This window comes from Rhizobium sp. TBD182 (assembly GCF_001950375.1).
GTDB classification, from domain to species: Bacteria; Pseudomonadota; Alphaproteobacteria; order Rhizobiales; family Rhizobiaceae; genus Agrobacterium; species Agrobacterium tumefaciens.
Genome location: NZ_BDLN01000013.1, coordinates 43,877 through 70,629, shown reverse-complemented (window position 1 = coordinate 70,629; position 26,753 = coordinate 43,877). Strand labels below are relative to the sequence as shown.

The 26,753-nt window shown below is 58.2% G+C and carries 23 protein-coding genes and 2 pseudogenes; 18 read left to right on the top strand and 7 right to left on the bottom strand.

Going from position 1 to position 26,753, the window contains the following annotated elements; translation table 11 throughout:
- The first annotated feature begins 1 nt into the window (after position 1).
- Positions 2 to 791, top strand: a pseudogene (gene eutC / locus T18_RS24705) (ethanolamine ammonia-lyase subunit EutC).
- 146 nt (positions 792 to 937) lie between these two features.
- On the opposite strand, the gene T18_RS24700 reads toward eutC, so the two are convergent.
- On the bottom strand, positions 938 to 1,324 hold the full coding sequence (locus T18_RS24700) for a limonene-1,2-epoxide hydrolase (protein WP_003516962.1): 387 nt from the start codon (positions 1,322 to 1,324) through the stop codon (positions 938 to 940).
- Between the two features lie 156 nt (positions 1,325 to 1,480).
- Between T18_RS24700 and T18_RS24695 the strand changes: the two genes are divergently transcribed.
- The 3 genes and pseudogenes from T18_RS24695 to T18_RS24680 all read left to right on the top strand — a co-directional run bounded on the left by T18_RS24695 (position 1,481) and on the right by T18_RS24680 (position 4,910).
- On the top strand, positions 1,481 to 2,398 hold the full coding sequence (locus T18_RS24695; protein ID WP_038497251.1) for an AraC family transcriptional regulator: 918 nt from the start codon (positions 1,481 to 1,483) through the stop codon (positions 2,396 to 2,398).
- Positions 2,399 to 2,575: 177 nt separating this feature from the next.
- A pseudogene (locus T18_RS28095) lies at positions 2,576 to 2,755 on the top strand (helix-turn-helix domain-containing protein); the annotation flags it as partial.
- A 349-nt stretch (positions 2,756 to 3,104) separates the two neighbouring features.
- The gene (locus T18_RS24680) at positions 3,105 to 4,910 is read left to right on the top strand and encodes an adenylate cyclase (protein WP_038497254.1); all 1,806 of its coding nucleotides are present in this window, start codon (positions 3,105 to 3,107) and stop codon (positions 4,908 to 4,910) included.
- Positions 4,911 to 5,084: 174 nt separating this feature from the next.
- On the opposite strand, the gene T18_RS24675 is transcribed toward T18_RS24680, so the two are convergent.
- The 3 genes from T18_RS24675 to T18_RS24665 are packed head-to-tail and all read right to left on the bottom strand — an operon-like array spanning position 5,085 to position 7,527.
- Positions 5,085 to 6,107 carry a DUF2955 domain-containing protein gene (locus T18_RS24675; RefSeq protein ID WP_038497257.1) on the bottom strand — a complete coding sequence of 341 codons (1,023 nt, stop codon included), beginning with the start codon at positions 6,105 to 6,107 and terminating at the stop codon, positions 5,085 to 5,087.
- On the bottom strand, positions 6,097 to 7,203 hold the full coding sequence (locus T18_RS24670) for an HlyD family secretion protein (RefSeq protein ID WP_038497260.1): 1,107 nt from the start codon (positions 7,201 to 7,203) through the stop codon (positions 6,097 to 6,099). The genes T18_RS24675 and T18_RS24670 overlap by 11 nt, the downstream gene beginning before the upstream one ends.
- A gap of 39 nt (positions 7,204 to 7,242) precedes the next feature.
- Positions 7,243 to 7,527 carry a hypothetical protein gene (locus T18_RS24665; RefSeq protein ID WP_020808308.1) on the bottom strand — a complete coding sequence of 95 codons (285 nt, stop codon included), beginning with the start codon at positions 7,525 to 7,527 and terminating at the stop codon, positions 7,243 to 7,245.
- A 426-nt stretch (positions 7,528 to 7,953) separates the two neighbouring features.
- Between T18_RS24665 and T18_RS24660 the strand changes: the two genes are divergently transcribed.
- The 14 genes from T18_RS24660 to T18_RS24595 all read left to right on the top strand — a co-directional run bounded on the left by T18_RS24660 (position 7,954) and on the right by T18_RS24595 (position 23,016).
- Positions 7,954 to 9,213, top strand: coding sequence for an alpha/beta hydrolase (locus T18_RS24660; RefSeq protein WP_038497570.1), 1,260 nt, complete (start codon positions 7,954 to 7,956; stop codon positions 9,211 to 9,213).
- Between the two features lie 52 nt (positions 9,214 to 9,265).
- The gene (locus T18_RS24655) at positions 9,266 to 11,431 is read left to right on the top strand and encodes a mechanosensitive ion channel family protein (protein ID WP_038497267.1); all 2,166 of its coding nucleotides are present in this window, start codon (positions 9,266 to 9,268) and stop codon (positions 11,429 to 11,431) included.
- Between the two features lie 52 nt (positions 11,432 to 11,483).
- Positions 11,484 to 11,915 (top strand): hypothetical protein, encoded by a 432-nt coding sequence (locus T18_RS24650; protein ID WP_013637556.1) that lies wholly within the window; start codon positions 11,484 to 11,486, stop codon positions 11,913 to 11,915.
- A gap of 65 nt (positions 11,916 to 11,980) precedes the next feature.
- Entirely contained in the window at positions 11,981 to 12,628 is a 648-nt protein-coding gene (locus T18_RS24645; RefSeq protein ID WP_003516981.1) for a MarC family protein, read from the top strand.
- Between the two features lie 43 nt (positions 12,629 to 12,671).
- On the top strand, positions 12,672 to 13,145 hold the full coding sequence (locus T18_RS24640) for a hypothetical protein (protein WP_038497271.1): 474 nt from the start codon (positions 12,672 to 12,674) through the stop codon (positions 13,143 to 13,145).
- 370 nt (positions 13,146 to 13,515) lie between these two features.
- Entirely contained in the window at positions 13,516 to 14,667 is a 1,152-nt protein-coding gene (locus T18_RS24635; RefSeq protein WP_013637554.1) for a transporter substrate-binding domain-containing protein, read from the top strand.
- 12 nt (positions 14,668 to 14,679) lie between these two features.
- Positions 14,680 to 15,288, top strand: a complete 609-nt coding sequence (locus tag T18_RS24630) for an ANTAR domain-containing response regulator (protein WP_003516987.1) — start codon at positions 14,680 to 14,682, stop codon at positions 15,286 to 15,288.
- 249 nt (positions 15,289 to 15,537) lie between these two features.
- Positions 15,538 to 16,788 carry a transporter substrate-binding domain-containing protein gene (locus T18_RS24625; RefSeq protein WP_038497277.1) on the top strand — a complete coding sequence of 417 codons (1,251 nt, stop codon included), beginning with the start codon at positions 15,538 to 15,540 and terminating at the stop codon, positions 16,786 to 16,788.
- A gap of 156 nt (positions 16,789 to 16,944) precedes the next feature.
- Positions 16,945 to 17,838 (top strand): urea ABC transporter permease subunit UrtB, encoded by an 894-nt coding sequence (urtB, locus tag T18_RS24620; protein ID WP_038497280.1) that lies wholly within the window; start codon positions 16,945 to 16,947, stop codon positions 17,836 to 17,838.
- 1 nt (position 17,839) lies between these two features.
- Entirely contained in the window at positions 17,840 to 18,979 is a 1,140-nt protein-coding gene (gene urtC / locus T18_RS24615; protein WP_013637551.1) for an urea ABC transporter permease subunit UrtC, read from the top strand.
- Between the two features lies 1 nt (position 18,980).
- A complete protein-coding gene (gene urtD / locus T18_RS24610; protein WP_038497283.1) occupies positions 18,981 to 19,730 on the top strand; it encodes an urea ABC transporter ATP-binding protein UrtD in 750 nt (249 codons plus the stop codon).
- Positions 19,730 to 20,425 (top strand): urea ABC transporter ATP-binding subunit UrtE, encoded by a 696-nt coding sequence (gene urtE / locus T18_RS24605; RefSeq protein WP_038497284.1) that lies wholly within the window; start codon positions 19,730 to 19,732, stop codon positions 20,423 to 20,425. Before urtD ends, urtE begins: the two co-directional genes overlap by 1 nt.
- Positions 20,426 to 20,449: 24 nt before the next feature.
- Positions 20,450 to 22,201, top strand: coding sequence for a nitrilase-related carbon-nitrogen hydrolase (locus T18_RS24600; RefSeq protein WP_046205678.1), 1,752 nt, complete (start codon positions 20,450 to 20,452; stop codon positions 22,199 to 22,201).
- A gap of 164 nt (positions 22,202 to 22,365) precedes the next feature.
- Positions 22,366 to 23,016, top strand: coding sequence for a LysE family translocator (locus T18_RS24595; RefSeq protein ID WP_038497287.1), 651 nt, complete (start codon positions 22,366 to 22,368; stop codon positions 23,014 to 23,016).
- Between the two features lie 36 nt (positions 23,017 to 23,052).
- Here T18_RS24595 and T18_RS24590 read toward each other — a convergent pair whose 3' ends face one another.
- The 3 genes from T18_RS24590 to deoC form a co-directional block, all read right to left on the bottom strand.
- A complete protein-coding gene (locus T18_RS24590; protein WP_038497291.1) occupies positions 23,053 to 23,250 on the bottom strand; it encodes a hypothetical protein in 198 nt (65 codons plus the stop codon).
- A gap of 126 nt (positions 23,251 to 23,376) precedes the next feature.
- Positions 23,377 to 25,773 (bottom strand): aldehyde dehydrogenase family protein, encoded by a 2,397-nt coding sequence (locus T18_RS24585; protein WP_038497294.1) that lies wholly within the window; start codon positions 25,771 to 25,773, stop codon positions 23,377 to 23,379.
- An 11-nt stretch (positions 25,774 to 25,784) separates the two neighbouring features.
- Complete coding sequence (gene deoC, locus T18_RS24580; RefSeq protein WP_038497575.1) at positions 25,785 to 26,744, bottom strand: deoxyribose-phosphate aldolase; 960 nt, start codon at positions 26,742 to 26,744, stop codon at positions 25,785 to 25,787.
- Positions 26,745 to 26,753: the final 9 nt, after the last annotated feature.

The window sequence follows — 26,753 nt, the reverse complement described above, 5'->3', positions numbered from 1 at the left end:
CATGGAAGAGGTGAGAGAACCCACTGCTGCCGGAAAAAACCTCACTATCAAGGATATGACCGATGCGCGTGTTTCGCTCGGCCGTCATGGCGCGGGTCTTCCGACACGCGCTCAACTTGCCTTCCTCCTCGACCACGCGCGGGCACGCGAAGCGGTCTGGACGAGCGTCGACCGGCCCTCGCTGGCAGACAGGCTCGATCGTCTCGGCCTTCCGGCTGTCAATGTCGATAGCATGGCAAGTGACCGAAGCACCTATGTGCGGCGGCCGGATCTTGGCCGGCGGCTTGCGGCGGAATCCGAAAAACGGCTGAAACATGAGAGAACGATCAATGGCTATGATGTCGCAATTATCGTCGCGGATGGCCTGTCGTCCCACGCGATCGATCTCAATGCCGTGCCGTTGATCGAGGCGCTTGTTCCGAAGCTCGCTATCCTGAACCTGACCGCTGCACCAATTGTGCTGGCGAGCCAGGCGCGCGTCGCGCTCGGCGATCCTGCCGGTGAGGCATTAGGTGCAAAACTGACGATCGTGCTTGTCGGCGAACGTCCGGGACTTTCAGCTGCCGACAGCCTCGGTGCCCAAGTCGGGAAACCTGGATTCCAGCCGAAATTGTGTCTCCAATATCAGGGATGGTGGTCTGCCGGTCTGCGAAGCTGCCGAGATCATTGCGACGCTGACCAGGGATATGATGAGGACCCGCGTCAGTGGCGTGGCGCTCAAGGCTGCCATGGTGGAGTTTCTCGAAAGACATGACAATTCGCTTCCAGCTAAAGACCTACTGACAATTTGAAGTCTTCGCGGTGCGAAGCCTTCGGGACGTGGCCCATCTGCTTTGGAAGGATTGCGGCCTGTCGTCGAAAGTCCAGTCGACTGCCTTGTGTTGAGTGCGGAGACAATAGTCCCTGCACTCAACATCATCGTTCGCAAGCTGCCGTGCTAGCCGGCAGAGAACTTCTGGACGGCGGTTACGTCGAAATAGTCCCGCCATTCGACAATCTTGTCGCCTTCGAGCTCGAAAATTCCCATGATCATCACGCGCCCGATTTCACTGCCGTCGGCGCGCTCGAACCGGTCAAGCCTTTCGGTGAGAACGCGGGATCCATCGGCGGCAATCGCGAGCATATCGATATGGACTGTCGATATTCCCAGCGATTTCTCCAGTCCGTCGATCATCGCAATGGCCTCGTCGGCGCCCGTCGTGACTGACACGCCTTCATTGACCCAGCGCGTGGCGGGTGTGAACCAGCGGCGCACGGCTGGCCTTCCGCCGTCTTCAACGAACGTGGCGCAAAAAGCCGAAACGGTTTCGATTGGGGTGGGCATGGCAGTTTCTCCTGGGCCATCAGAAGCCCCGTTGGCCTCTGTCTTGCCGCGATAGTAGGAGTTCGACCCCAATGCCACGATGCCGAAACTTCCGGCACTCTTGCCTGATCTTCCGGAATACTTGATAGAACTGGGCAATCGACTTAGGGTGACTCCATGAGCGAACTCGACAAAATACGCGCCATCGCCATGCGCCATGCTGGCCGTCCCAGTCTTAAATTGCCGCGACTGTTTGCGTATACTCTCGACCATACGACCGAGGTCGATCCGCTGATCTACGATCCTGCGGCGTCCCTGGTGATCCAGGGTACGCAGCGCATGTTTATCGGCGACAAGATGTTTGAATACGGACCCGGCCAGAGCATGATCGTCGCAGCCGAGATTGCCGCCTTGGGCCAAGTTTGCGAAGCGTCGCCAGACAGACCGTTTGTCGCAATCGGTTTATATCTGGACCCGCCTATGCTGTCCGACCTCGTCCTTGAGATGGCGGCGATGCCGGAGTTGCCGATGGAATCGGGATACGGCGTCAGCACCGCGAGTGCGTCGCTTCTCGGTGCTTGGGGGAGATTGGTAGAACTGCTCGATCGCCCATCCGAAATCCCGGTCATGGCTCAGTCTCTGGAGCATGAGCTGATGTTTCGGCTGCTGATGGGGCCGCATGGCGGCCTGCTGCGTCAGATTGCCGGGGCTGACTCGCGTCTGATGCACATCCGAAAGGCAATGGCCTGGATACGCGACCACTACGCCGAACGTCTCGATTTCAAGGCGGTCGCGGCACTTGCCGGCATGAGTGTATCCGTCTTTTACGATCGCTTCAAAGCCGTCGCCGCCGTCAGCCCGCTTCAGTATCAGAAATATATCCGGCTCCATGAGGCCCGCCGACGCATGATCGCGAACCAGGCAGGTGCAGCCGAAGTTGCGTTCGCCGTCGGCTATGAGAGCGCCTCGCAGTTCAGCCGTGAGTACAAGCGCCTCTTCGGAGCGCCCCCGGGTCAAGACACCAAGCGAGCAAAGGCTGGGCTGGGGGGCATCAATCCGCCAAAAGCACCCGGTGCGCGGCCAGATGTTGCTTGAACCGCTGACCGTAGTCCTGACTGACCGCTGCGACGACGCTCGCTCGTAGAGCCAAAGCCTCGCGCCATCGCGTGGCGCGCGGGAGACCCTGAAATATCATCTGCGTTATGGCGGGTCGATGAAACCGAAGTACCGGAAAAGAGGCGCGAACACCGCATCTACCCTGTCGAAAATCGCGATGCCAGCGGCATGAGCCGCGCAAGCCTGCATCGCCATTTTCTGGCGATAACAGGGTTCGTTCCTAGTCAGTACCAAAAGCATCTCAGCTTGCAGGAGGCCCGACAATTGTTGCTAGCAGGCGGCCATAGCGCCTCGCAATTCACGACTGGAATGCAGGCGCTTTGCCCAGTTGCCAGAGTCAACTCTGTTACAGTCGAAACTACGGCGTTGCCGTCCACGGAAAGCGGACGTATCAGTCGGCATAGATGATGGAAATGTAGCACCACCGGGAACATGCTGTTGGGACGTCAAGAACATGGCAACCAGCTCGCTCTCGATCTTAAATGCCTGATCGGGTGCAATCGTCGGGCACCGCAACTAACGAAACGTTTGCTCAAGGCGTTAGCCTTATGTGCATATAAAGACAAAAACAGCGGGCTTTCACAGGCGACGGCTCGATGGAACAATGGACGAGCCCATATCTCGGGTGTAAGCTCACAACACACTACACGCATGCGATGAATCTCGAGGGGGACGGGAGGCGGCTATGCAGACGACGGTGTCCACGGCTTCAACTGCAGCACGAGACCCTCCGGGAATAGAGGAAGTCCGGTCGCAACTCGAACGCATCGTCGCGAGCGCGGAGTTTCCCGGCTTGGGGCGAAGTGCCGCATTTCTGCGATATGTTGTCGAGGAAGCCATCGCCGGGCGGGCCGCCCGCATCAAGGGTTACTCCATCGCAATTGAGGTATTCGGCCGCAATGAAAGCTTCACGCAGGACGATCCGGTCGTGCGGATCGAGGCCGCGCGTCTAAGGCGTTCGCTGGAACGTTATTATCTGGTGGAAGGTCACAAGGACCCGGTCAGGATCGACATACCGAAGGGCGGATATGCCCCGGTGTTCTCATTGAATACTGCGGTCGTTTCCAAGAAGGTCGATAATGGGTCCGTTCCGGCATCACAGCTATCGCCGATGGTCCGATGGTGGAGCGTGAGGCGGCTTTCACTTACTTGCCTTGCCCTGCTTACGGCTGCGTCTGCCTATCAATTCTCAAGTCACTCAAGATTGGCGCCAACAGAACAGTTAGCCGAAAGCACGGCTCCCGACAGACCCGCCCTAATTGTGGCTCCTTTCGCCAATTTGGGCGATGGACCAAACGCCCAGTTATACAGCCTCGGGCTTACGGAGGAGCTTCTGACTGCCCTGCCCCGCTTCAAGGAGATCAAGGTCTTTGGTCGCGAGACGTCCAAAGCGCTGCCGTCGGACGTCGATGTATCCAAAGTTAGGGAAGAGCTTGGGGCCCGTTATCTTCTGACCGGGGGTGTGCGAACTGCTGGAAACAGCCTGCGCGTGACAGCCCGTCTTCTTGACACCGACGATGGCGAAATAGTCTGGTCGCGGGATTATGACAACGATCTCGGATCGAAAGACCTGTTTTCCATACAGGCGGACGTGGCCAGAAGAGTCGCCACCGCCATTGCGCAGCCATATGGTGTGATGGCACAGGCCGACACGGCAAATCCTCCACCGCAGGATCTTGGTGCATACGAATGCAGCCTGCGCTTTTACGCATATCGTAGCGAGCTCAGCCCCGAAGAGCATGCACACGTTCGCGAATGCCTGGAAACATCCGTTGCGCGGTATCCGACCTTTTCCACTGCCTGGGCGATGCTATCAATCATCTATCTCGATGAAGACCGCTTCAAATTCAATAGGGGCCAAGGTCCGGAGACACCATTGCAGCGGGCGCTTCGCGCGGCGCGACGGTCGACCCAGCTTGATGCGAGCAACACGCGGGGGCTTCAGGCGTTGATGATGGCCCTGTTTTTCAACCGGGAGCTTACCGAGGCGATTCGAGTAGGCGAAGTGGCCCTCGCTACCAACCCCAACGACACCGAGTTGATGGGCGAGTTCGGCACCAGACTAGCCCTTGGCGGCGAGTGGCAACGGGGTGCCAACTTACTTGATCAGGCTATCGCACTCAACCCAGGCGGCAGCGGCTATTATAACGGCACACGCGCTCTTGCAGCCTACATGCTCCACGACAATTCAACCGCCGTCCGCGAGATCACCAAGGCTGATATGCAAAAATTTCCGCTGTTTCATGCGGTTGCGGCGGTCATATACGCAGATGCCGGAATGATGGATCAAGCCCGGCACGAGGCAGAGATTTTCGTTCGAATGCGCCCGGACTTCCTGCCAAACGTCGTTGAAGAACTGGCGATGCGGAACGTACAGCCAGGTGATAGTGACCGACTGATAGAGGGACTTCGCAAAGCCGGAATGCTGCCTCCCAAGGTTAAAGACCCCGCCGCGATAACCATCAGTGCTTCGGATTTGCAGCCGCGCTAGCGCAGAGGCTTAATACGCTGAAAATCGAAATGCCGCCCGCTGCGACGTACCAAACGGGCAGGTAGGAAAGGTGACGCCAATATCTCTTTCCTTCAGGCCTTCTTCGAACGCCCACGTCTTACGCGGATACTTCCAGATCCACGCACCGCTGTAGAAATCACACTAGCTGCGTTTTCATGGGTTTATCCTTCTCAGGTGTGGCCTTCTGGGCCACAGAATGGTGGCGAGCAACAGAGTGTAGGTCAAAGCTACGGCGATATAGACAATGCGGGTGGCGAAGCTTTCCGCAGCGCTGCCAGGCAGGGGCGACACACCGAGCCCGAACAGGATAAGGAAAATCGTCAGGGCACCGGCAAACATCGGCGCCTCCCTGGTCCGAGCTGCTGCCCGACCTCCCAGAAAGAGGGCAACGACAAGGACAATCAGAAAGATCGAGAACAGGTTGGGGCGAAGCGTGAGGATCGCATAAGCTAAAGATGCGAGGACGCCGCCGAATAGATTGACCATTATAAGCCCAACAGCTGCCCGCGTGCTTGCGGCGACGTCGAGCTGGCCGAGTAAGGATGCAACGGTGATCGGAATGACCGCCGCGGCCGTCAGATTGTCGCTCGTCAGGCAGATCACGACAGATGCCAGCAGGATCAGCGTATTTGCCAATGCTCTCAGCAGAGCCGGCGGCTGGTCGAAGGATGGCGCGGCACTTCCGTCCAGAACTACCGGTTCGGGAAAGATCGCATGGGCGAGCCACGTCAAAAGCGTGCCCGACAACACGCCACCAACAAGGATCGAGAGGATGGAACTGGCCAACTCATCGTCCAAAATACCGAGCAGCGGCACGATGATCGCGACCACCAACACCAGAAAGACCGCAGGCCCGCCCTTTCCCGACGTCTGTAAGGCAAAACACAGGAAATAGGTCAGCCCCAGAAGCAGGAGAAAGGGAACAGGACGATTGCCGAGGCTGCTGGTCAAGATCATCATCGCCATTCCCGAGACCAGAATGACGAGCGCCGCGCCAAGTGTCTTGGCAAGCGGCATCGGTCGAGAGCTTCCCAGCAGAAATTGCGCGGCGAAAAGCGGCCCGAGGAACGGAACAAAGGCCCCCCAATACACCGCCAGCACAAAGCCGATCGAAACCGCAAGAGCGACCCGCAATCCTTTTCGTTTCTGCTCGGCGGCGGTGCTGTCAGTTGACATAGGTGAGCACCGACATGATACGGACCCAGAGTGATCCCCAAGCATTGGTGACCGGATTGTTACCGGTATAGATGATGACGGTCGCCTGCGAACCGTAGCGTACGCCGCCCTTAGGTCTTTGAGCTTCATCGATATTGAGACGGACCGGAAACCGCTGCGCTTCCTTGCCCCAGCCGCTGTCACTGCGCATGGTTGGCAACCCGGTGCTCGGATCCGTGCTCCCTTGCGAGACACCGAAGCCGACGCTTTCTACCGTGGCAGGGAACAGTCGGCCTGGAAGGGCATCAAAAAGGATTTCCGCCCTGTTGCCGACGACGACATTTTCGAGGCTGTTCTCCTTGAACGCGGCATTGATCCAGATGGTGCCCACATCGATAAAGGTCATGGCCGGTTGGCCGGCTGGCAAGACCTTGCCACTGGTGAGCTGAAGGTTTGTCACAACCCCGGACGAAGGCGCCCGCACTGTGGTATGCATCAGGTCCAGCCTGGCCTTCTCCAATCCAGCAAGAGCTGCGCGCAGTTGCGGATTGTCGTTTCCGGAAGGGCCGAGCTGCTCGCGAGCCTTGGTGAGATCAGCCTGCGCACCGGAAACCGAGGCCTCTGCCTGATCGAAGGCAGATTTGGCGGCGTCGAAACGGGCTTTTGAAAACACGCCGTTTTTGAGGAGTTCGGAGGCCCTGGCATATTGGTCGCGAAGGTTGTCCCTGTCGGCACGGATCTGGACAAGCTTTGCCTGGGCGGCATCCACTGCAGCGGTCGATGCGCCGATTGACTGGCCGACACTGGCCAGACCGGCCTCCGCCTCGTTCACGGCGAGTTGGTAGCGCTGGGGATCAATTCGGAACAGGACCTGGTCGGCCTCCACCCGCGTATTGTCGTTAACGCCCACTTCCACGACGCGACCTGTGACTTCAGGCGCAATACCAACGACATACGCCTGGACCTGCGCTTGAGATGTTGATGGTGTCCGCCGCTCCATGAAGACTGACAGCACGAACAGGACCAGCGCCAGACAAACGACAGCGAAAGCGATCCTCCGCAGGGGATTGCGGGGTGGCGGGGTAGTTACAGGCTCGTGTGATATCTCGGAAGCCACGATCTTGTTCCTTCGAAGTTAACTGCCCATCAGGCGGAGTTACACCGGGCGCGGACCGGGTGAGCGATGAAGAGAGACAACGGTGGCTCGGGCGAGAGCATCTTCAATCTCTCTGCCAAGGGCCGCCAACAATTCCTTGTATTCGGCCACACGGTCATCTCGGACCGGATCGGAAGAAGCCGCCTCCCATCTTGCCAACTCCGTCTGGGCTTCGGCAAAATCCTGGCAGATTTCACAGAATATGACGTCCCGCGACGCAAGCTCGTTGATGGCCTGAACTCTTGTGGGAAACCGCAGCCTGACCGCAGCCACACCTTCATCCATTGTCCTCTCCCACCGTCACAGCGTCACGGCGACGCCGAATGTCTCGATGGCATATTCTTTGATGAAGCGCGGCTCGTGCAGTATGTTACCGTAATATACGCTGGTGCGGTCAGCTTACCGGGGTCGGATTGCAGCACCGTCGAGGCCTCGCATGTTTTACCACGCTAGCGAGCGGGCGAGAAAGACGACGGTTACGGGGCCGCGTGTGATTGTCTCTGGCAACTTCCACACTTTCACGCATTCAGATGACGGCATCGTCCGCCGGATGCCCGTAACATACCCGATGTTACGGGAAAACAGCCCGTCATTCGCATAGGTTTTTTGTGCGCCGACGTGGCGAGGACAAAGCTGTGACAAATGGCGGCGGGCGATCTGGTGAACGGCAACGATACAAGGGACCTCCGTAACGGACGCTTTCCATATCGAATGGGAAGGCTCCCTTTTTGTGTGATGTTCGCAGCTCTCGTTGGTTGCGGCGGCCACGCGACAAACGTTCTTGTCCCTGTTGCCGATAGCGCCCCCACATCCACCAAGGTGGACATGCTGATCACAACAACGCGTAGTCGCTCCGCGAACAAAGGCGAGATGTTTACGGGTGAACGCGCAAGGGATGCGGCCTTCGCGGAGATCACCGTGTCCATCCCTCCGGGAAATGTCCGCAAGATTGGTAATGTTGCCTGGCCGAAAAGGATTCCTCCCAATCCAGCCACTGATTTTGCGACGTTAAAGGCACAGGAAATCAGCCGCGACGATGCCCGGAAATGGCTGAGCGCTTCCGTCAGAAAGAGCCGTGACGGCAGCGTGCTGGTCTTCATTCACGGCTTCAACAATCGATTTGAAGACTCGGTCTATCGCTTTGCCCAAATCGTCCAGGATTCCGGCGTAGCGAGCGCTCCCGTACTGGTCACCTGGCCGTCGCGCGGAAGCCTACTTGCGTACGGCTACGACCGCGAGAGCACCAACTATACGCGCAATGCCCTGGAGTTGCTTTTTCAATATCTGGCCAGGGATAAGCAGGTGAAGGAAGTTTCGATCCTTGCTCATTCCATGGGTAACTGGCTCGCGCTCGAGGCGCTTCGTCAAATGGCCATTCGCAATGGAAGCCTTCCGGCCAAGTTCAAGAATGTGATGCTCGCATCTCCCGACGTCGACGTCGACGTCTTCCGGCAACAGATCGCCGACATGGGCAAAAAGCATCCGAAATTCACTTTATTTGTCTCCCGGGATGATCGGGCATTGGCCGTGTCCCGCCGAGTGTGGGGCAACGTCGCGAGGCTTGGCGCTATCGACCCTGAGCAGCCTCCCTACAAGAGTGAATTGGCCGAAAGCCAGATCTCGGTAATCGACCTCACCATGATCAAAGCCGGGGACAGCCTCAACCACGGGAAGTTCGCGGAGTCGCCAGAGATCGTCCGGCTGATTGGAGCCCGGATTTCTGATGGACAGACTTTGACGGACAGCAAGATTGGCCTTGGAGATACGATCCTTGCAGCAACAACCGGCACGGCAGCGGCAGTGGGCAGTACCGCAGGGCTGATCCTTGCCGCTCCGGTTGCCGTCGTCGATGCCGACACCAGAGACAATTATGCCGGGGGCGTTCAGTCCCTTCTTGGTTCAGGTGGCACGACACGGAAATCATCGCACTGCAACACACCGAACACTTCGACTGAAGCATGTCATCACTAGCGGGTCGAGCGTCCTTCGGAAGGGCGCCGAGGTACCACAACAGGGACAGACAATGGTAATGCGCCTGAAATTTTTGCTGATGAAAATATCTCGCACGTCTATTGCGGCGATGCTCATCCTTTTCGTTGGCATCTCAGCCGTAGCAGCGCAAATGCCTGGCGCGCCCGCTCCGGCGGAACAACCACCCAATGTCCAGCACTTCATCACCCTAATGTCGGATCCCGATGTTCAGAAATGGTTGCAGCACGTTGCTCGTGGAGCGAATCCTGAAGCGCCGCCTTCGACCAGCGCAGAGGCGGGTCCCTCGTTTGCCGCATCGACAATGCGTTTCCGCGCCCATGCCGCCGCAATGGTCGACGCTGCACATTCTTTTCCGTCCGAAGCAATGCGTGGCGCCGATTTACTTGAGCAGGACATCAAGACGATTGGCGGGACCCGGCCCATCGTGCTGGTGGTCGCGTTTGTTGTCGCAGGACTTGCCGCTCAATGGGTATTTTGGTGGATCAGTGCTGGCTGGCGGTCATGGATGGCGGAAGCCTCGTTCACGACCGTTTGGCACAGGATTATTGCCATAACCGCCCGGCTGCTCTGGGCGGCTTTTTACGTGCTGTCGTTCGGGCTGGGCAGCATCGGTTTCTTCCTGCTTTTTGAGTGGCCACCGATCGTCAGGGAAATCGTCGTCGGCTTCCTGTTCGCTGTCGTCATTTACCGCCTCGCCAGCGCAGTACTGGATGTGTTTTTGGCGCCACGCTCGAACGAGAAAGGCCATTTCCGCGTGGTTCCGATCTCTGACGAGACGGCAGGTCACTGGGCAAAACGACTGAGCTATCTCGTGGGTTGGTACGCCTTTGGCTGGGTGACCATCCGGCTTCTCGGTACGCTTGGCCTATCGATCCCGGCGCGGCAGCTCGCGGCCTACTTCCTGGGTTTCATTCTTCTCGGCATTGCTATCGAGGCCATATGGCGACGCCCGCCTCATTCCTCCACGTTACAGGGCAGCCGGATTGGATTGAATGGTCGCAACTGGCTTTGGACTGCCTATTTAACCGGTATCTGGTTGCTCTGGGTGGCGGGCGCGACGACGCTTTTCTGGATTATGGTCGTCTGCGCCGCATTGCCAGGCGCGATCGTTCTTACCAAAGCATCTATAAACAACATTCTGCGCCGCTCCGGCGCTGAAGAGGATGGTCATAAACGTGTCACAGTGGTTTCGGTTGTCGTCGAGCGTGGGATAAGGGCAGCCCTGATCGTTGCAGCCATCCTCTTCCTCGCCGATGTCATGGACGTTCGACTGACCGAGATGACGATGCAGGATTCACCCGCGCTACGGCTCTTACGTGGAGTGCTAAGCGCCGGCATCATTCTCCTCGTCGTCGATCTGGCATGGAATGTCGTTAAAGTGCTGATCGATCGGAAAATGGGAGACACGGAAGCCGCGCTTGAGATTGGAAGCGAGCGGGAGCGGCGGCGTACCCGTTTGAGAACTCTTCTACCGATCCTGCGCAACTTCGTCATGATCCTTTTTGCAGCGATTGCGATCATGATGGCCCTGTCTTCACTCGGAATCGAGATCGGACCATTGATCGCCGGTGCTGGCGTCGTAGGCGTCGCCATTGGCTTTGGTGCGCAGACCGTCGTCAAGGACATCATCAGCGGCATGTTCTATCTACTCGACGATGCATTCCGGATTGGTGAATACATTCAGAGCGGCAGTTACAAAGGAACCGTCGAGGCGTTCAGTCTCCGCTCGGTCAAGCTTAGGCACCACAGGGGCCCGATATTCATCGTCCCATTCAGTGAACTGGGTGCCGTCCAGAACATGAGCCGCGACTGGTCAGTGGTCAAATTCCTGCTGTCCGTGTCCTACGAATCCGACGTCGCCCAGGTCAAGGCAATCACCAAAGCCGTGGGCAAAGCCCTGTACGATGACCCCGAATTCCAGCCGTTCATTATTGAGAACCTCAAAATGAAAGGCGTCGAAGAGATCACAGACATTGGAATAAAATTGAGCTTTGGGATGACGTTGAAACCTACCCAACTGCAATCGGCCATCCGTCGCAGAGCTTATGCAATGCTGCGGGAAGCATTCAACGCCCAAGGCATCAAGATCGCCGTTCCGACCGTGCAAGTCGCAGGCGGAAAGGAAGAGGGTCTTGCTGCCGCTGCCCAACAGGCGCTGGCAAAACACAACGCCGTGACCGTGCCCGGGCCAGCTTGATCACGAAGTGAACCAGGCGAAACGCCATCAAAGATCACAAGGAGGATATGAAATGAAAACCTCAAAAATCGTATCACACCTACTCAGCCTGATCGCCGTGCTGATGCTGATCAGCATACCGGTTCTTTTACCCTCGACCGCTGAAGCCCGTCGTGGGGCTGCAGCCTGCGGCCCCCGAGGCTGCGGTGTGGCGGCGTGCGGACCGCGCGGTTGCGCTGCTGCCGGACGTCGTCATGCACCCGCATATCGCCCTGCCCATCGGCCTGCGGCCCCGGCCTACCGGCCAGCGCGGCGCGGCGTTGTCGTTGTTGCTCCCCGCCGCTACTGGCGGCCGGGCGCCGCGATAGCTGCAGGCGCAGCCATTGGCGTCGTCACCGGTGCAGCAGCTGTCGCACTGGCTGGTACACCGCCGCAGCCCGGCCAGTGCTGGTATTACACGTCTCCGGCCAAAACGACCGGCTTCTGGGACGTTTGCCCGCACTGAAACTGCTTGGCTGGGACAATCATGCTGCTCGCGCACGCGCAGATCATCAACGAAGGGGATCTTCCATGGACTTCAACACCATCGACGCCACGCTTGTCGGAAAGCTTCTTCTTTTGCTTTTGATCGGCATGGGTCCAAAAATTGCCCTCGTGCCGTTTCTTGAGAAAACCCATAGTTTCGACACCGCGACCAAAGTGCGCATCGGCCGCCAGATGGTACTGACAGCACTCGTCACAGCACTGATCCTCTTTGCGACCGGCGCGCTTCTGATGCGACTTCTCCACATAACCGGCGGCGCCGTCGCTGTGGCAGGTGGCATCATCCTTGCGCTCATAGCGATCAAGATGGCATCCGGACCGACGGAAAAGCCGCATGACGAGCTTGCCGATCCGATCGATCCGGACAAACTCGCAGTGTTCCCGCTTGCGGTTCCCTATTTGCTCAACCCCGTCGGCATAACCGTCATAATCCTGGCGTCTGGCGAAGTTGTCTCAGTCGCCAGCGCGGTAGTTGTCGCTGTTCTGATCCTGATTGTCGCTGCTTTCGACTATGTCGTTTTTACCAATACCGACAAGCTGTCCAAACACATGAAGCCAGCGAGCATGGTCGTCTCAGAGGTCGTGTTCGGGATTTTGCTGACCGCTGTCGCAGTCCAGCTGATTGTCAGTGGGCTAGGGCGTCTAGGGATCATTGCGCCGGCGGTGGGCCATTGACCCATAGGGCGCAGCCTCTCCAGGCGGCTCGAACGGAATGCGCATGATGACTGATCGAAGGAAAAATGCTCTCGCTTACGGATCACTCATCGTGCTCCAGTCCCTGGCGGTCGCATTCCTGCTCCGGGCTATCTTCCCGATCTTTTACGCCGTCGTCACCCATCTTGGCGAACGCCAACAAGTGCCCGTGTCGACATTGCTCACAATCCTTGCGGTTGCGCTGCTTTTACAGGCAAGCTACTGGACAAGAATGCGTTGGGTCGAGGTCCGCGCACCGTTCCACTCCATATTCGTATCTCACCTCTTATCGTTTGCCGCACGCCTGGCCTTCCTGTTCGGAGGCGTCTTGTTCTCAACGATCTTCTTTCGACACTTGCCGGAATCCAACACGCTGCCTCCGCTTGGTCACACGGTTCTGCAGGGGGCTTTGATCCTGTTGGTACTGTTCAGTTTTTTTTGCTACTCCGTCGAACTTGAACGCCTTGCGAAGGCGATCGAAGATCCAGCTGAGACATAAATTGCCTCCGGTTACAGCTCAGCAATGTGGTGTTGGCCGCCGCTGTCGAAGCCGACTTGGCGGTGGAACCGATGTCCATATCGCGTTCCATCCAGGCTACCGAATAGCGCCGCGCGGATGAAGCGTAGTTAGACATCGCTCGGTGGAGCAAAGAGGGTGTGTGCGTATTCTCGATGCTCAGGCGAACACGCGGAAGAATTTTGATCCCATGATTTTAGATTTGCGAGTGTTTTCAGCTCTCCTCTATGTTGCCACCGGACAAGGAAACTGACATCATCGTTTTGCAGGCTTCAACGGGCCGCTGATATTCCATGAGCAGGGTAGCTCTCGACCGGAAACGGGCGGGAGCTTTTTTATTTTTTGGTGGGCGATGATGCATTCAGAAAGCTGGCGGGTCGGTGTGCTGTTCTCCGAGACGGGTGTGACCGGAGCCGTCGAAAAAACCCAGAGGTTCGCGACCTTGCTGGCGATTGACGAAATCAATGCGGCTGGCGGCGTCCTCGGCCGGATGATCGAGCCTGTCGCCTATGACCCTAAATCGACGCCCAATCTCTATAAGGAACTTGCGGTCAAGCTTTGCGACGAGGATCGGGTCCGGGTCGTTTTCGGTTGCCATATGTCTAGCACCCGCAAAGCCGTACTGCCCGTCATCGAAGCTCGAGATGCCCTGCTATTCTATCCGACACTGTATGAGGGGTTTGAATACTCTCGGCACTGCATCTACACCGGGGCCGCACCCAACCAAAACTCCGTGCAGCTGGTCGACTTCCTCACCAAGCATTATGGAAAGCGGGTTTTCCTTGTGGGTTCGAACTACGTCTACCCTTACGAATCCAACCGGACGATCAGCGATCTCTTTCTTCAGCTGGGCGGTCAGGTGCTGGACGAAATATATGTTCCTCTCAACCTAAAACCCGAAGATGTCGCCAAAATCATCCGGCATATTCGCGCGGCACGGCCGGATGTCATCTATTCGACAATCGTCGGCGACGGTATCATTCCCTTCTACACGGCGTTCAAAGAGGCGGGTTTTGATTCAGCGACGATGCCAATCGCCAGTCAGTCGACAAGCGAGGCCGACGTGATCCGGATGCGGCCGGAAGTGGCCGAGGGGCATATCACCGCGGCCCCGTTTTTCGCCTCCCTGGATACGCCTCGCGCGCGTGCCTTCGTCTTGGCTTACCAACAGCGATACGGCCAGCAGATGCTGCCGACCGCGCCGGCCGAAGCGGCCTATTTCCAGGTCTATCTCTATGCGGGAGCTTTGCAGCGGGCCGGTGGCGACGGGCTGGAGCAGCTTCTTCCAGCCCTTTACGAGGTCGAGTACGACGCTCCGCAGGGCGCTGTGAAGATAGACCGGCTGACGAACCACACCCATCTGTGGCCAAGGGTTGCAAAAGTAAATGCGCAAGGCAGCTATGACATCGTCCATGACCCGTCGCTGCGCGTGGCGCCAGATCCCTTCATGCGAGAATATCGCCCGGATCTGACGCAGCCGTTCCCACATCGTGTTCAGGTCTGAGAAGGAGCGACGATGTCTTTCGCCCTTCTTAGAGATTTGCGGGACCTCAAGGTTCTGGTGATTCATCCCCGGACATCCGAAGGAGAGTTTCTCGTTGATCACCTGCGCCGTATCGGTTGTACGGTCAGTTGCCTCTGGCCGGTCCCTGCCGAGTTGCCACACGGCACGGATGTCGTCTTTCTTGCCATGGAAGACGAAGCGCGACCGGAAATCGAACGCCTGCTGAAGTGCCTCCCCAATCCCGCTCCGACCATGCTCGCCATCGTCGGTTACGAAAATCCCTCCACATTGCAGATCGTTCTGGAAAGCGGCGCGCTTGCCATTGTCGAGAGACCGATCAAACCGTTCGGCCTGCTGACAAATCTCGCCATAGCGCGCAGTCTCTGGCTTGAGCGCCAAAGGCTCGTCAAGGAAGCCCGTAAATATAAGCGCAAGGTCTTGGGAGACCAGAAGCTTGCTCGGGCAAAGGCCATTCTCATGGCCAATCGCGGCACGAGCGAGAATGAGGCGTATCGTGAAATGCGCGAGCAAGCGATGGCTCGGCGGGTCCCAATCGATGAAATCGCCAATTCGATTATCAACGCCGAACAGCTCTTGCGCCCTTCCCAAAAACATGATTAGTTTTTGATGTGTTCCAGATGAACACCTCCGGCACATCCCTTCGTTTCGCGAAGCCATGTGCCGCTGTTGCACGCGGCGCAGCCGTGATGCGATGATGGCAAGGGTGCCCGCAGGCTGTGAAAAGCCTCGCGGGTTTTTTGTTATCTGCTGACAGTGAAGTCGGCCTTCCAGTATTTTTTCGGCATGAAAGCCTCGCCGTAGAGCCGGGCAGTGCCGTCGCGTGCGCCAATCAAAAAAAGGGGAACCAAGATGGTGTTCAACAGACGTGACTTTCTGAAAACCGCAGCCACAGCTTCCGCCGCACTCGCCTTGCCGGCGCTGGGCGGCCGGGCATTTGCAGCCGATGCTATCAAGGTCGGTGCGCTCTACTCCCAGACGGGCGGGCTTTCTGTCGCCGAGAAGCTTCTCGCCAACGGTGTCATGATGGCCGTGGCCGAAATCAACGCAGCCGGCGGCGTTCTTGGCCGCCAGGTGGAAGTCGTCGTCGAAGACGGCGCTTCCGATCCGAAGACCTTCAGCGAAAAAGCATCGAAACTGATCCTCAAGGACAAGATTTCCACCATCTTCGGCTGCCACACCTCTGCCAGCCGCAAGGCCGTGCTGCCGATCTTCGAACGGCGCGGCGCGATGCTGTTCTACCAGACGCACTATGAGGGCTTTGAGTGCTCGCGCAACGTCGTCTATTCCGGCGCCGTTCCAAACCAGCAGCTCTCCAACTACATTCCCTGGATTGTCGAGAAACTGGGCAAGAAGAAGTTCTTCATCGTTGGCTCCAACTATGTCTATCCGCGCGAGATGGCCAAGGTTTCCAAGAAACTGATCGAGGCGGCGGGCGCAGAATGGGTGGCGGACGAATATCTGGAACTTGGACACTCCGAATGGGCTGTCATGGTCAGCAAGATCAAGGAATCGGGCGCCGACGTGGTTCTTTCCAACGTGGTTGGCGACTCGATCATCGCCTTCTACCGCGAGTTCAAGAACCAGGGCCTCTCGCAGGAGGTTATCCCGATCTGCGCGACAGTGACCTCCGAAATCGAGATCGCCGCCATGGGCGCCGAATATGCGGCGGGCAGCTACACATCATTTCCATATTTTATGTCGATCGAAACGCCGGCCAACAAGAGCTTCATCGAACGCTTCAGGACCTTCGTCAACGATCCGAAGGCAGTGACATACCATTCGCTCGAGGCCGCCTATTTCCAGGTATTCCTGTGGAAGCAGGCAGTGGAGAAATCCGGCGATCTGTCCGCCGATTCTATCCGGGCCGGCATTCGTGGCCAGACCTATGACGCGCCCGGCGGCAAGGTGACCACCGACCCCGACAACCTGCATTGCTGGCTGACGCCGCGTATCGGCCAATGGCAGCCGGATGGACAAAGCAAGGTCGTCAACGCCTACCCGGCACCGATCAAGCCGCTGCCCTATTCGGCCTATGGCGAGACGGAAAGCAATCTTTTCTGCACCAGCAACGGTCTCGACGCAGCAAAGCTCAAGGGCTGACCCCTCTTTCCGCGTCCTCCCGCCAGCCATGCCTGGCGGGACCATGTCTCGGCAAGGCGGATCTGCGTTTTTTCCTCTGCTCGGTGCCAACCCGATTTCGGGGCAGGCAAGGAGCAGGACAAAGTCTGGTCCGCCCTTCTCACGAACGGTGGCGTTATGCTCGACATTCTCTTTATCGGCCTCAGTCTCGGCTCAATCCTTCTTCTGGTGGCACTCGGTCTTGCCATCACCTACGGCGCCATGGGCGTCATCAACATGGCCCACGGCGAAATGGTCATGATCGGTGCCTACGTCGCCGTCCTCTCGGGCATCTGGCTGAAAACAGGCCTTCTGTTCGCAATTCCCCTGGCTTTTGTCGTGACCGCCCTGCTCGGCCTGGTGATCGAGCGGGTGGTGGTGCGCAGGCTTTACGGCCGCCTGCTCGACACGCTTCTTGCCACCTGGGGCATTGCCATCCTTTTGCAGCAGGCCGTAAGGCTCGAATTCGGCCTCAGCTTTTTCGGCATTCATATCGAGGGCCTGGGAGCCGGACTGCAAAACGTCGCCGTGCCTTTGTATCTCCAGGGCACCTTCAGGTTCGCCGGCGCCGACATCAACGCGTATCGCACCTTCATCATCGCGGTGACGGCCGCGTTGACGCTGGCGACATGGTTCATTCTCTACCGGACGACAGCGGGCATGCAGGTGCGCGCCATCATCCGTAATCCAAAAATGGCTGCCGCTTGCGGCATCGATGTGAAACGCATCAATGCCCTGACTTTCGCCTTCGGTTCCGGCCTTGCGGGCGTCGCCGGCGTAATGATGTCCGGCTTCAAGACCGTTTTCCCCGACATGGGCACGACGATGGTCGTTGACGGTTTCATGGTCGTGGTGACGGGCGGGGTCGGCAGCCTTTTCGGCACGGCCCTGTCGTCAGGGCTTCTGGGCGAAATCAATGCGCTGGTGGCGATTGGAACGAACGACATTCTGGCGCGCGCCGTCGTCTTCGGGGTCGTCATCCTCGTCATTCTCGTCAAGCCCAGCGGGCTATTCTCGTTCAAGGGGCGCTAACATGAGCATCGAACGAAAATTCCAGATCGCCGCCTATGTGCTTTTCATCGCGGTGATTTTTGCAGCGCCGGTTTTCGGTGACGAATTCTGGCTGAACCGCATTTCGAAATATCTGGTCTACGGCATGCTCGGCGTCGCCATTGCGCTCACATGGGGATATGCCGGCATTCTCAATCTCGGCCAAGGGCTGTTTTTTGGCCTGGGCGCCTACATGCTCGCCATGTCGCTGAAACTGTCGAGCCTGACCAGTCTGCAACAGGGCTCCGACAGGCCGGTTCCGGATTTCATGCTGTGGAATGCCGAGCCCGGCGCGCCGACGGAACTTTGCTGTATCAACAAGGGCTCCTTCCTCTGGCTTCCGTTTCAGAGCCAGTCCGTAGGTCTCGTGCTTGGCATCGTGCTTCCCGTCGTGATTGCCGGGGCACTCGGAATGCTGGTTTTCCGCAAGCGCATTTCCGGTGTCTTTGTCTCGATTATCACCCTGGCGCTTGTTCTGCTTGTGCGTCTCGTCATGGTCGATGCGCAACCGGTGACGAACGGCTTCAACGGCCTGACCGATCTTGGCTGGCTGACGATCGGCGGCATCGAATTCGACCCCTACAGCCGGGCAACCTACTATCTGTGCGCCGCATGCCTGTCCCTGACGCTCATCGGCGCGCGTCTCATCGTGGAGACCCGTGCAGGTATGATCCTACAGGCGATCCGTGACGATCAGCTTCGCGCCCGCTATCTTGGCTTCGACGTCTCGCTTTACCAGGTGTTCTTCTTTGTCATTTCTGCAGGCATCGCCGGCGTTGCCGGCATGCTCTATGTGGTCGTCGCGGAGTTCGCCTCGCCGACCTTCATGGACCTGTCTTTCTCGGTGACGATGGTCGTCTGGGCTGCCGTTGGCGGCCGTTCCTCCCTGCTCGGCGCCTGCATCGGCGCGATCCTGATCAACATGATCGAGGCCGAGGTCAGCGAGACCGAAGCGCTGGTCGAGGCCTGGAAAGCGATCATCGGCCTCATCTTCGTCCTTGTCGTCCTGTTCATGCCGCGGGGCCTTGGCGGCGTCGCGCACGATGTGCTGCGGCAGTTTATCCGCCGTGTCAAACCAGGCCCGGCATCCTCATCATTACAGCAACAAAGCGAGGCATTGTAATATGAGTGCAATCGCATTGACCATCGACGGTCTCAGCGTCGATTTTGGCGGATTCAGAGCCGTCAACAATGTCAGCATTACCGTTCGCGATGGCGAGTTGCGTGTGTTGCTCGGCGCAAATGGCGCCGGAAAGACAACTTTGATGGACCTGGTCAGCGGCAAGACCCGCAGCACAAAGGGCAGGGTCTTCGTCTACGACACAGACATCACCAACTGGCCGGAACACAAGATCGCCCGCGCCGGGATCGGTCGAAAATTCCAGATCCCCAGCATTTTTCGCGATCTCAGCGTGCGGCAGAATCTGGAGGTGGCCAATTGCCGCAATCCATCGGTGTTTGCCAATCTCCGGTTTGGATTTTCGCGCGCCGAAGCCAAACGCGTCGATGAGGTACTCGCCCTCACCGGCCTCGACGCGCAGGAGAATGTGACTGCGGCTTATCTCAGTCATGGCCAGACGCAATGGCTGGAACTGGGCATGCTCATCGTCCAGGATCCCAAGGTTGTTCTGCTGGACGAGCCGACGGCGGGCATGACCCAGGCCGAAACGCGCAAGACGGCCCAGATCATCAAAAATCTCAAAGGCCGCCACACCATCCTCGTCGTCGAGCACGACATGGGGTTCGTCCGTGAAATCGCCGAACGCATCACCGTTCTGCATCTGGGAGAGGTTCTCGCCGAAGGAAGCGTCGGGGATATCGAGAGCAATCCGAAGGTCCGCGAGGCCTATCTCGGTTCGAAAGGAATATCCTGATGCTGACATTGAAAAACGTACACAGTTACTACGGCCGCAGCCATATCCTGCACGGCGTCACGCTTGATATCCCGGCGGGAAAGGTAACCAGCATTCTTGGCCGCAACGGTACCGGCAAGACGACCCTGTTGAAAACCCTGATGGCGCTGACCGACCGTATGACGGGCGAGATGCATCTGCAGGGGAAAGACATAGGCTCATCTTCGACGCATATGAGGGCACGGGCCGGGATCGCCTATGTCCCCCAGGGCCGGGAGATCATTCCCGATTTCACCATCCGCGAGAACATCCTGATGGGCGCCTTTGCGCGTACCGATCGCAAACGCGAAATTCCGGCACTGGTGCCGGAGCTTTTTCCATACCTGATGGCCAACCTCGATCGGCCGGGCGGTGTGCTTTCGGGCGGCCAGCAACAGCAGCTCGCCATCGCCCGCGCACTGACCGCGGATCCGAAGGTACTGCTTCTCGATGAACCCAATGAAGGCATCCAGCCCTCGATCGTCGAGGAGATTGAAAAGATCATCATCCGGCTCAATCGCGAGATCGGCATGACGATCATCCTCGTCGAGCAGAACGTTGCATTTGCGCGGCATGCCTCTCACCACTTCGCCATGCTGGAGAAGGGAGGTGTGGTCGCGGCCGGCGCCATCGACGCGCTCTCCGACGCGCTGGTTCATAGGCATATGGCTGTTTGAAAAGACGCATCCTTTCATAAGACAATGGGAACAATCATGACACCGACACAGAGCTACACCGCCGCCGCTATCCAGTTCGAACCGACCATGTTCGAAAAGGCGCGCAATATCAGCCGGCTGAGCGCCCTTTGCGAGGAAGCGGCGCAGGCCGGCGCCCGCCTGATCGTCACCCCCGAAATGGGGACGACAGGCTATTGCTGGTTCGACAGGGCCGAAGTGAAGCCCTTCGTCGAGGCGATCCCCGGACCGACCACCGATGTTTTCCAGGCGATTGCCCGCAAACACCGCTGCTACATCGTCGTCGGCATGCCGGAAGTCGATCCGGAGAGCGATCTCTATTACAATACGGCAGTTCTGATCGGTCCGGATGGCATCGTTGGTCGGCACCGCAAGTCGCATCCCTATATCGCCGAACCCAAATGGGCCGCAAATGGCGACATCGTGCACGAGGTCTTCGAAACGGAGATCGGACGTATTTCAATGCTGGTGTGCATGGATCTGCACTTCTTCGAGACAGCGCGGCTGGAGGCTCTGGCCGGTGCCGACATCATATGCCACATCTCCAACTGGCTACAGGAGCGCGCGCCCGCTCCCTACTGGATCAACCGCGCCTTCGAAAATGCCTGCTATGTCATCGAAAGTAATCGGTGGGGTCTGGAAAGAACCGTGCAGTTTTCCGGGGGAAGTTGCCTGATCGAGCCCGACGGAACGGTTGCCTCATCCATCGACACAGGCGACGGAATTGCCTATGGCAAGGTCGATCTTGCCCGTGCCCGTCGCCGCGAGGTCTTAAGCGAACCGGTCTTCAAGACGCGCCGGCCCGAGCTCTACATGAACATGATGACCAACAGTTTCACCTGGAACCCTGGCGATTATTTCCGCCTCTATGGCTATCAGCCAATCCCGCGCGGACGCAGATCGCGTGCAGCCGTTGCCCAGTTCGCGCCAACCTCGGTCATTGCAGACAATATTGCCCACATAACAAGGCTCGCAAACGAGGCTAAGGCGACAACGGCGCCGGACATTCTGGTGTTCCCGGAACTGTCGCTGACCGGACTTGAGGCCCCGCAAACGCGGGCGGAGCCGCTGTCTGGTCCAACCGTATCCGCCTTCGTTCGTCTGGCCATGAAGCTCGGCTTTTATCTCGTCGCCGGATTTGCCGAAGCGGACGAAGACAGGATCTATAACAGCGTGGTCCTTGCAGGGCCGGAGGGGCTGGTCGGCAGCTATCGCAAGACGCATCTGGGTGTCGCCGACAGTTGGGCAACGGCCGGCGACGAATGGAAAATCTACGACCTTGCCATTGGCCGGGTGGGCCTGGCGATTGGCCACGACGCGCTTTATCCGGAAGCCATCCGTTCGCTTTCACTCATGGGATGCGATCTTGTTGCCTGCCCTTCGGCGATCGCCGGCACCTTCACCGGCAGTCATGGCGGTACGAAAATCCCGCACAACTATCCGATCCCAAAGGGCGCCGATCCCTACCACTGGCATGCGCTACGCGTGCGCGGCGGCGAGAACAACGTCTATTTCGCCTTCGCCAATGTGCTGGACCAGGAAAAGGGTTATCTGGGCAAGAGTGCGGTGTTCGGGCCGGATTCCTTTGCTTTTCCACGTCAGGAATCGGCGATCCTGGATGAGGAAGGGATTGCCGCTGCGGCTGTCGATACCACCAATCTCGACACGCCATACCCGACGAACATCGTCCGGAGAAAAGACCTTGTCGTCATGCGTCAGCCGCATCACTATCAGCCTCTCGTCAAATGGCATCAGTAAACGGCGGCAATGTCGACATCTGTCAGGTCATATCGGCTCACGGTGAGCCTCGAATCAGGAATCGGCGCGATGTGAAACCGTAAAAGTGCCAAACAGCAGGCGACCTGGCATTGGAGGCAGCCCAATGCTATTGTTAGTGCAATAGAAAACGGGGTAAAGTAATCATGGATTTGGTAATTCCAAGTGCAACAAATCTCAGCCTGTTCGTCAGCGCCACACTGGTGCTGCTTCTTGTGCCGGGACCGGCTGTTCTTTACATCTTCGCGCGCTCGGTCGAGCAGGGTCGCTCTGCGGGGCTCGTTTCAATCCTTGGCATCCATACGGCCACGCTTGTGCATGTCGCCGCCGCCGCTGTCGGGTTGTCGGCGCTCCTGGCATCATCCGCGCTCGCCTTCAGCGTCGTAAAGTATGCCGGCGCGGCCTATCTGATCTGGCTTGGCCTCAAAAAGCTTTTCGGCCCCTCGGATATTCCCGGCGTCGAGGGCGATTTACCGACACGGAGCCGCATGCGCCTCTTTCGTGAAGGCTTTATCGTTAATCTCCTCAATCCGAAGACCGCACTATTCTTTCTGGCTTTCTTGCCGCAGTTCGTTGAGGTCAACCGTGGCCATGTGGCTATGCAGATCGCTTTTCTCGGGTTTGTTTACACAGCGATTGGCGTTCTGACGGACAGCTCTTACGCACTTGCCGCCGGCACGGCCGGCAAGTGGCTGAAGCGCAGTCCCGCGTACCTGAAGGCTGAACGCTGGGTCAGTGGTTTCGTGTATATCGGTCTTGGCTTGACGGCCGCTTTTGCTGGCAATCAGAAGAAATAGGCCATCCTGTTGTACCTCGGGACTCGCCCTGAACGGCTAGCCTATTGGAGAAAACGGGGCGTCCCTTTTGTTCGATTTTTTGTCGGCGTCGCTTTCAAATGAGATTTCGTAGCGAGCCGCAATTGGCTGTGGCGCCAGAGCGGCGCCAAGGCCGTGAGCGATCTTTACTAAATTGACGGTTTCCAACCGTTCATCAGCTTGCTCGTTACGCTCGAAACCCAGAAGTTGCGCCAATGACGTTTCCAGGTTGACCAACAGGGCACAGATGCGGTTGCAGCAATTAGTATAACTCAAAAAACCTACGGAGACCGTTGGCCTCCGTAAGCCATCTTGTCAGTTGTCGCCCATGTACGATGCCGGTCAGGCTCCGTATGGCACCCAGATGTTCTTCACCTGGATCGCCCTGCGCAGATAATCGCGACCCTGCGCTTCGGTGCGATTTAGCCAATCGGGCTGACGGCCATTGTTGACCCAGGTGGCCTTCAGGTTGCCCGCAGAAGCCCGCTCGACCATCGCGCTTCCCTCGGTCGAGCCGAAATACCACACAGCCGCAACGTCATCATGCTCGGCCAGTGTCTTTGCAAGCAGATCGCTTTCACCGGTCACAATGTTGATGACCCCGCCGGGCATATCCGACGTGTCCAGCACCTGGTAGAAATCACCGGCAATCAATGGATGGCGAGACGACGGGACCACCACAACGCGATTGCCCATGGCGATTGCAGGCAGCACCAGCGACACCAGCGACAGGAGGGGTGCCTCATCGGGGCAAACGATCCCGACGATGCCCCAAGGCTCGTTCATGGCAAGCGTGACGTGACGTGACTTGGTGGAGTGCACGGCGCCATCGAACTTGTCTGCCTGGGCGGCATAATAGGAAATACGGCGCAGAGATGCGTCGACTTCGTCCTTCGCCTTCTTTTCGCTGACACCGGTGCTATCGATGATGCGGGCGACAAATTCGTCACGCCGTGCATCGAGGTTCTCTGCAAAATAATAGAGCACTTGAGCACGGTTATGGGCGGTTGCGGAACTCCAGCTGCTTGCCTTGGACGCTGCTTCCACAGCATTGCGGATGTCCTTGCGGCTGCCTATTCCGGCCATCCCAATCACGGCGTTGCCCTTGCCGGTCACCGAATAACTGTAGCCACCGTCGGGGCGGGCTTGCGTGCCGCCGATATAGTTCTTCATGGTTCGATCAAGGCCATCAATCGCCATCTTGCTGTCAGCGTTCGGCAATGCAGATGGCGTGAAGGCTTCAGCGGGCTTTGTGACCGGCAGGCTCTTTTCCCAGTCTGCCGCCAGATATTCGTAAAGCCCCTCACGCGCACCTTCGCGACCGAAGCCACTTTCGCGGTAGCCGCCAAATCCTGCACCGGCATCGAGCATGTTGGTGCAGTTGATCCAGACCACACCTGCCTTGACGCGGGCGGCCAGATCAACCGCGACATTGATGTTTTCCGACCAGATGGAGGCGGCGAGGCCGTAACGTGTGTTGTTGGCCAGCGAAACAGCTTCATCCGGCGTGCGGAAGGTGGTCGCCGCGGCGATCGGGCCAAAGATTTCGACCTGGCAAACCGTCGATGCCTGATCGACTTCGGTGAAGAAGCCGGGAGCGACGTAATTGCCGGTGGCCGGCAACGGGTTGGAACTCTGCCAGAGTTCACCGCCCTCTTCCACGCCCTTGCGTACCAGATCCGAAATGCGTTTCACCTGCGTGGCCGAAACAATCGCGCCGACATCGGTCGACTTGTCGAGCGGATCGCCGACCCGCAGGGTTTCCAACCGCTTTTTCAGCCGTGCATAAAATTTATCGGCAATACCTTCCTGCACCAGCAGGCGGGAACCGGCGCAGCAGACTTCGCCCTGATTGAACCAGATCGCGTCAACAACACCTTCAACCGCCGCATCGAGATCTGCATCCTCGAAAACGATGAATGGTGACTTGCCGCCCAGTTCCAACGACAGCTTTTTGCTCGAACCGGCAATCTGCTCGCGAATAACGCGACCGACCTTGGTGGAGCCGGTGAAGGCAACCTTGTCGACGCCGTCATGGCCGCAGATTGCAGCGCCTGTCGAGCCATCGCCCTGCACGATGTTGACGACACCGGCGGGAAGGCCGACCTCGTGGCAGATTTCCGCAAAGGCGACAGCCGTAAGCGGTGTCAGGTCGGCAGGCTTAAGCACCACGGTATTGCCGGCAGCAAGCGCTGGTGCGATCTTCCAGGCCAGCATCAGTAGAGGGAAATTCCAGGGGATCACCTGACCGCAAACACCGACGGGCGAGAAACCACGAAACTCGTCTTCCATCATTTCGGCCCACCCGGCGTGATGGTAAAAGTGCCGAGCGACGAGTGGAATGTCGATATCACGGGTTTCGCGAACCGGCTTGCCATTGTCCATCGTTTCCAGAACGGACAGGAAGCGCTCGCGCTTCTGTACATGTCGGGCAATGGCATAGAGGTAGCGGGCGCGTTCGTGACCCGACAGCTTCGACCATTTTGCGAAGGCCGTGCGAGCGGCCTTGACCGCCTGATCGACGTCTTCCTCATTGCCGCAAATGATTTCCGCCAGCTTATCCCCGTTTGCGGGGTTTGACACGGAAATGGTCTCGCGGGCTTCCGGAGAGACGAACCGGCCGTTGATATAATGTCCGAACGAGCGTCCATGCGCGTCGAGCCACTGTTTCACATCACCATTGGCCTCGGGAGAAGGTCCATATTCCATGGTTTCCAAAATGTCCTTGATGGGTCGCATTTTTTCGGTCCTTATGCGGCAGCGTGATGGTGAGCGCTGGAATAGCGACCGGTAACGAAATGTTCGAGCTGGCGCTCGATATCGCCAAGCATCGAGCTGGCGCCGATGCGGAACAGGTCCGGTTCCAACCAGCGATTGCCCAGCTCCTCCTTCATCAGCGTCAGCCATGACAACGCGTCCTTCGCTGTCTTCAACCCGCCTGCAGGCTTGAAGCCGACCATCTGGCCAGTCAGTTCGCCGTAGTCGCGCAGCGCACGCACCATGGTGAGACTGACCGGCAGAGTGGCGTTGACTTCCTCTTTGCCGGTCGAGGTTTTGATGAAGTCCGACCCCGCCTGCATCGCCACCATCGCGGCGCGATAAACATTGGTCAGCGTATTGAGATCACCCGTCGCCAGGATAGCCTTCATATGGGCGTCGCCACAGGCTTCACGCATCGCGGCGATCTCATCATAAAGTGCTGGCCAGTTCTGCGTCAGAACGAACTCGCGAGTAATGACGATATCGATTTCCTTAGCGCCCTGCTCGACGGCATAGCGGATTTCTGCCAGCCGCTGCGGTAGCGGAGTTAGGCCGGAGGGAAAGCCTGTCGCCACCGATGCGACCGGAATAGTCGTGCCTTCCAGCGCCTTGACGGCATGGGGCACCATGGTCGGATAGACGCAGACGGCACCGGTTGTGATGCCGGCGTCCGCAAGGCCGAGTGCTTCAAGAATGTCGTCCCTGACCGGACGTCGTGCTTTCGCACACAGGCGGCGCACACGACCGGGCGTGTCGTCGCCGGACAGCGTTGTCAGATCGATGCAGGTAATCGCCTTGATCTGCCAGGCAACCTGATATTCCTTCTTGACCGAGCGCCGTGTGGTGATTGTTGCTGCCCGCCGTTCAGAGGCACTGCGATTGACCGATACATCTTCAAACCATTCCGGTTTGAGAGCCGTGCCGTTGTTTCTGGGGAATGCTTCGCTCATTTTCTGTCC

What these genes read in the sequence shown, in the direction of transcription:
- T18_RS24700 (WP_003516962.1), bottom strand. Translation starts at nt 1,324, where the DNA reads ATGCCCACCCCAATCGAAACCGTTTCGGCTTTTTGCGCCACGTTCGTT.
- T18_RS24695 (WP_038497251.1), top strand. Translation starts at nt 1,481, where the DNA reads ATGAGCGAACTCGACAAAATACGCGCCATCGCCATGCGCCATGCTGGC.
- T18_RS24680 (WP_038497254.1), top strand. Translation starts at nt 3,105, where the DNA reads ATGCAGACGACGGTGTCCACGGCTTCAACTGCAGCACGAGACCCTCCG.
- T18_RS24675 (WP_038497257.1), bottom strand. Translation starts at nt 6,107, where the DNA reads ATGTCAACTGACAGCACCGCCGCCGAGCAGAAACGAAAAGGATTGCGG.
- T18_RS24665 (WP_020808308.1), bottom strand. Translation starts at nt 7,527, where the DNA reads ATGGATGAAGGTGTGGCTGCGGTCAGGCTGCGGTTTCCCACAAGAGTT.
- T18_RS24660 (WP_038497570.1), top strand. Translation starts at nt 7,954, where the DNA reads ATGGGAAGGCTCCCTTTTTGTGTGATGTTCGCAGCTCTCGTTGGTTGC.
- T18_RS24655 (WP_038497267.1), top strand. Translation starts at nt 9,266, where the DNA reads ATGGTAATGCGCCTGAAATTTTTGCTGATGAAAATATCTCGCACGTCT.
- T18_RS24650 (WP_013637556.1), top strand. Translation starts at nt 11,484, where the DNA reads ATGAAAACCTCAAAAATCGTATCACACCTACTCAGCCTGATCGCCGTG.
- T18_RS24645 (WP_003516981.1), top strand. Translation starts at nt 11,981, where the DNA reads ATGGACTTCAACACCATCGACGCCACGCTTGTCGGAAAGCTTCTTCTT.
- T18_RS24640 (WP_038497271.1), top strand. Translation starts at nt 12,672, where the DNA reads ATGATGACTGATCGAAGGAAAAATGCTCTCGCTTACGGATCACTCATC.
- T18_RS24635 (WP_013637554.1), top strand. Translation starts at nt 13,516, where the DNA reads ATGATGCATTCAGAAAGCTGGCGGGTCGGTGTGCTGTTCTCCGAGACG.
- T18_RS24630 (WP_003516987.1), top strand. Translation starts at nt 14,680, where the DNA reads ATGTCTTTCGCCCTTCTTAGAGATTTGCGGGACCTCAAGGTTCTGGTG.
- T18_RS24625 (WP_038497277.1), top strand. Translation starts at nt 15,538, where the DNA reads ATGGTGTTCAACAGACGTGACTTTCTGAAAACCGCAGCCACAGCTTCC.
- urtB (WP_038497280.1), top strand. Translation starts at nt 16,945, where the DNA reads ATGCTCGACATTCTCTTTATCGGCCTCAGTCTCGGCTCAATCCTTCTT.
- urtC (WP_013637551.1), top strand. Translation starts at nt 17,840, where the DNA reads ATGAGCATCGAACGAAAATTCCAGATCGCCGCCTATGTGCTTTTCATC.
- urtD (WP_038497283.1), top strand. Translation starts at nt 18,981, where the DNA reads ATGAGTGCAATCGCATTGACCATCGACGGTCTCAGCGTCGATTTTGGC.
- urtE (WP_038497284.1), top strand. Translation starts at nt 19,730, where the DNA reads ATGCTGACATTGAAAAACGTACACAGTTACTACGGCCGCAGCCATATC.
- T18_RS24600 (WP_046205678.1), top strand. Translation starts at nt 20,450, where the DNA reads ATGGGAACAATCATGACACCGACACAGAGCTACACCGCCGCCGCTATC.
- T18_RS24595 (WP_038497287.1), top strand. Translation starts at nt 22,366, where the DNA reads ATGGATTTGGTAATTCCAAGTGCAACAAATCTCAGCCTGTTCGTCAGC.
- T18_RS24585 (WP_038497294.1), bottom strand. Translation starts at nt 25,773, where the DNA reads ATGCGACCCATCAAGGACATTTTGGAAACCATGGAATATGGACCTTCT.
- deoC (WP_038497575.1), bottom strand. Translation starts at nt 26,744, where the DNA reads ATGAGCGAAGCATTCCCCAGAAACAACGGCACGGCTCTCAAACCGGAA.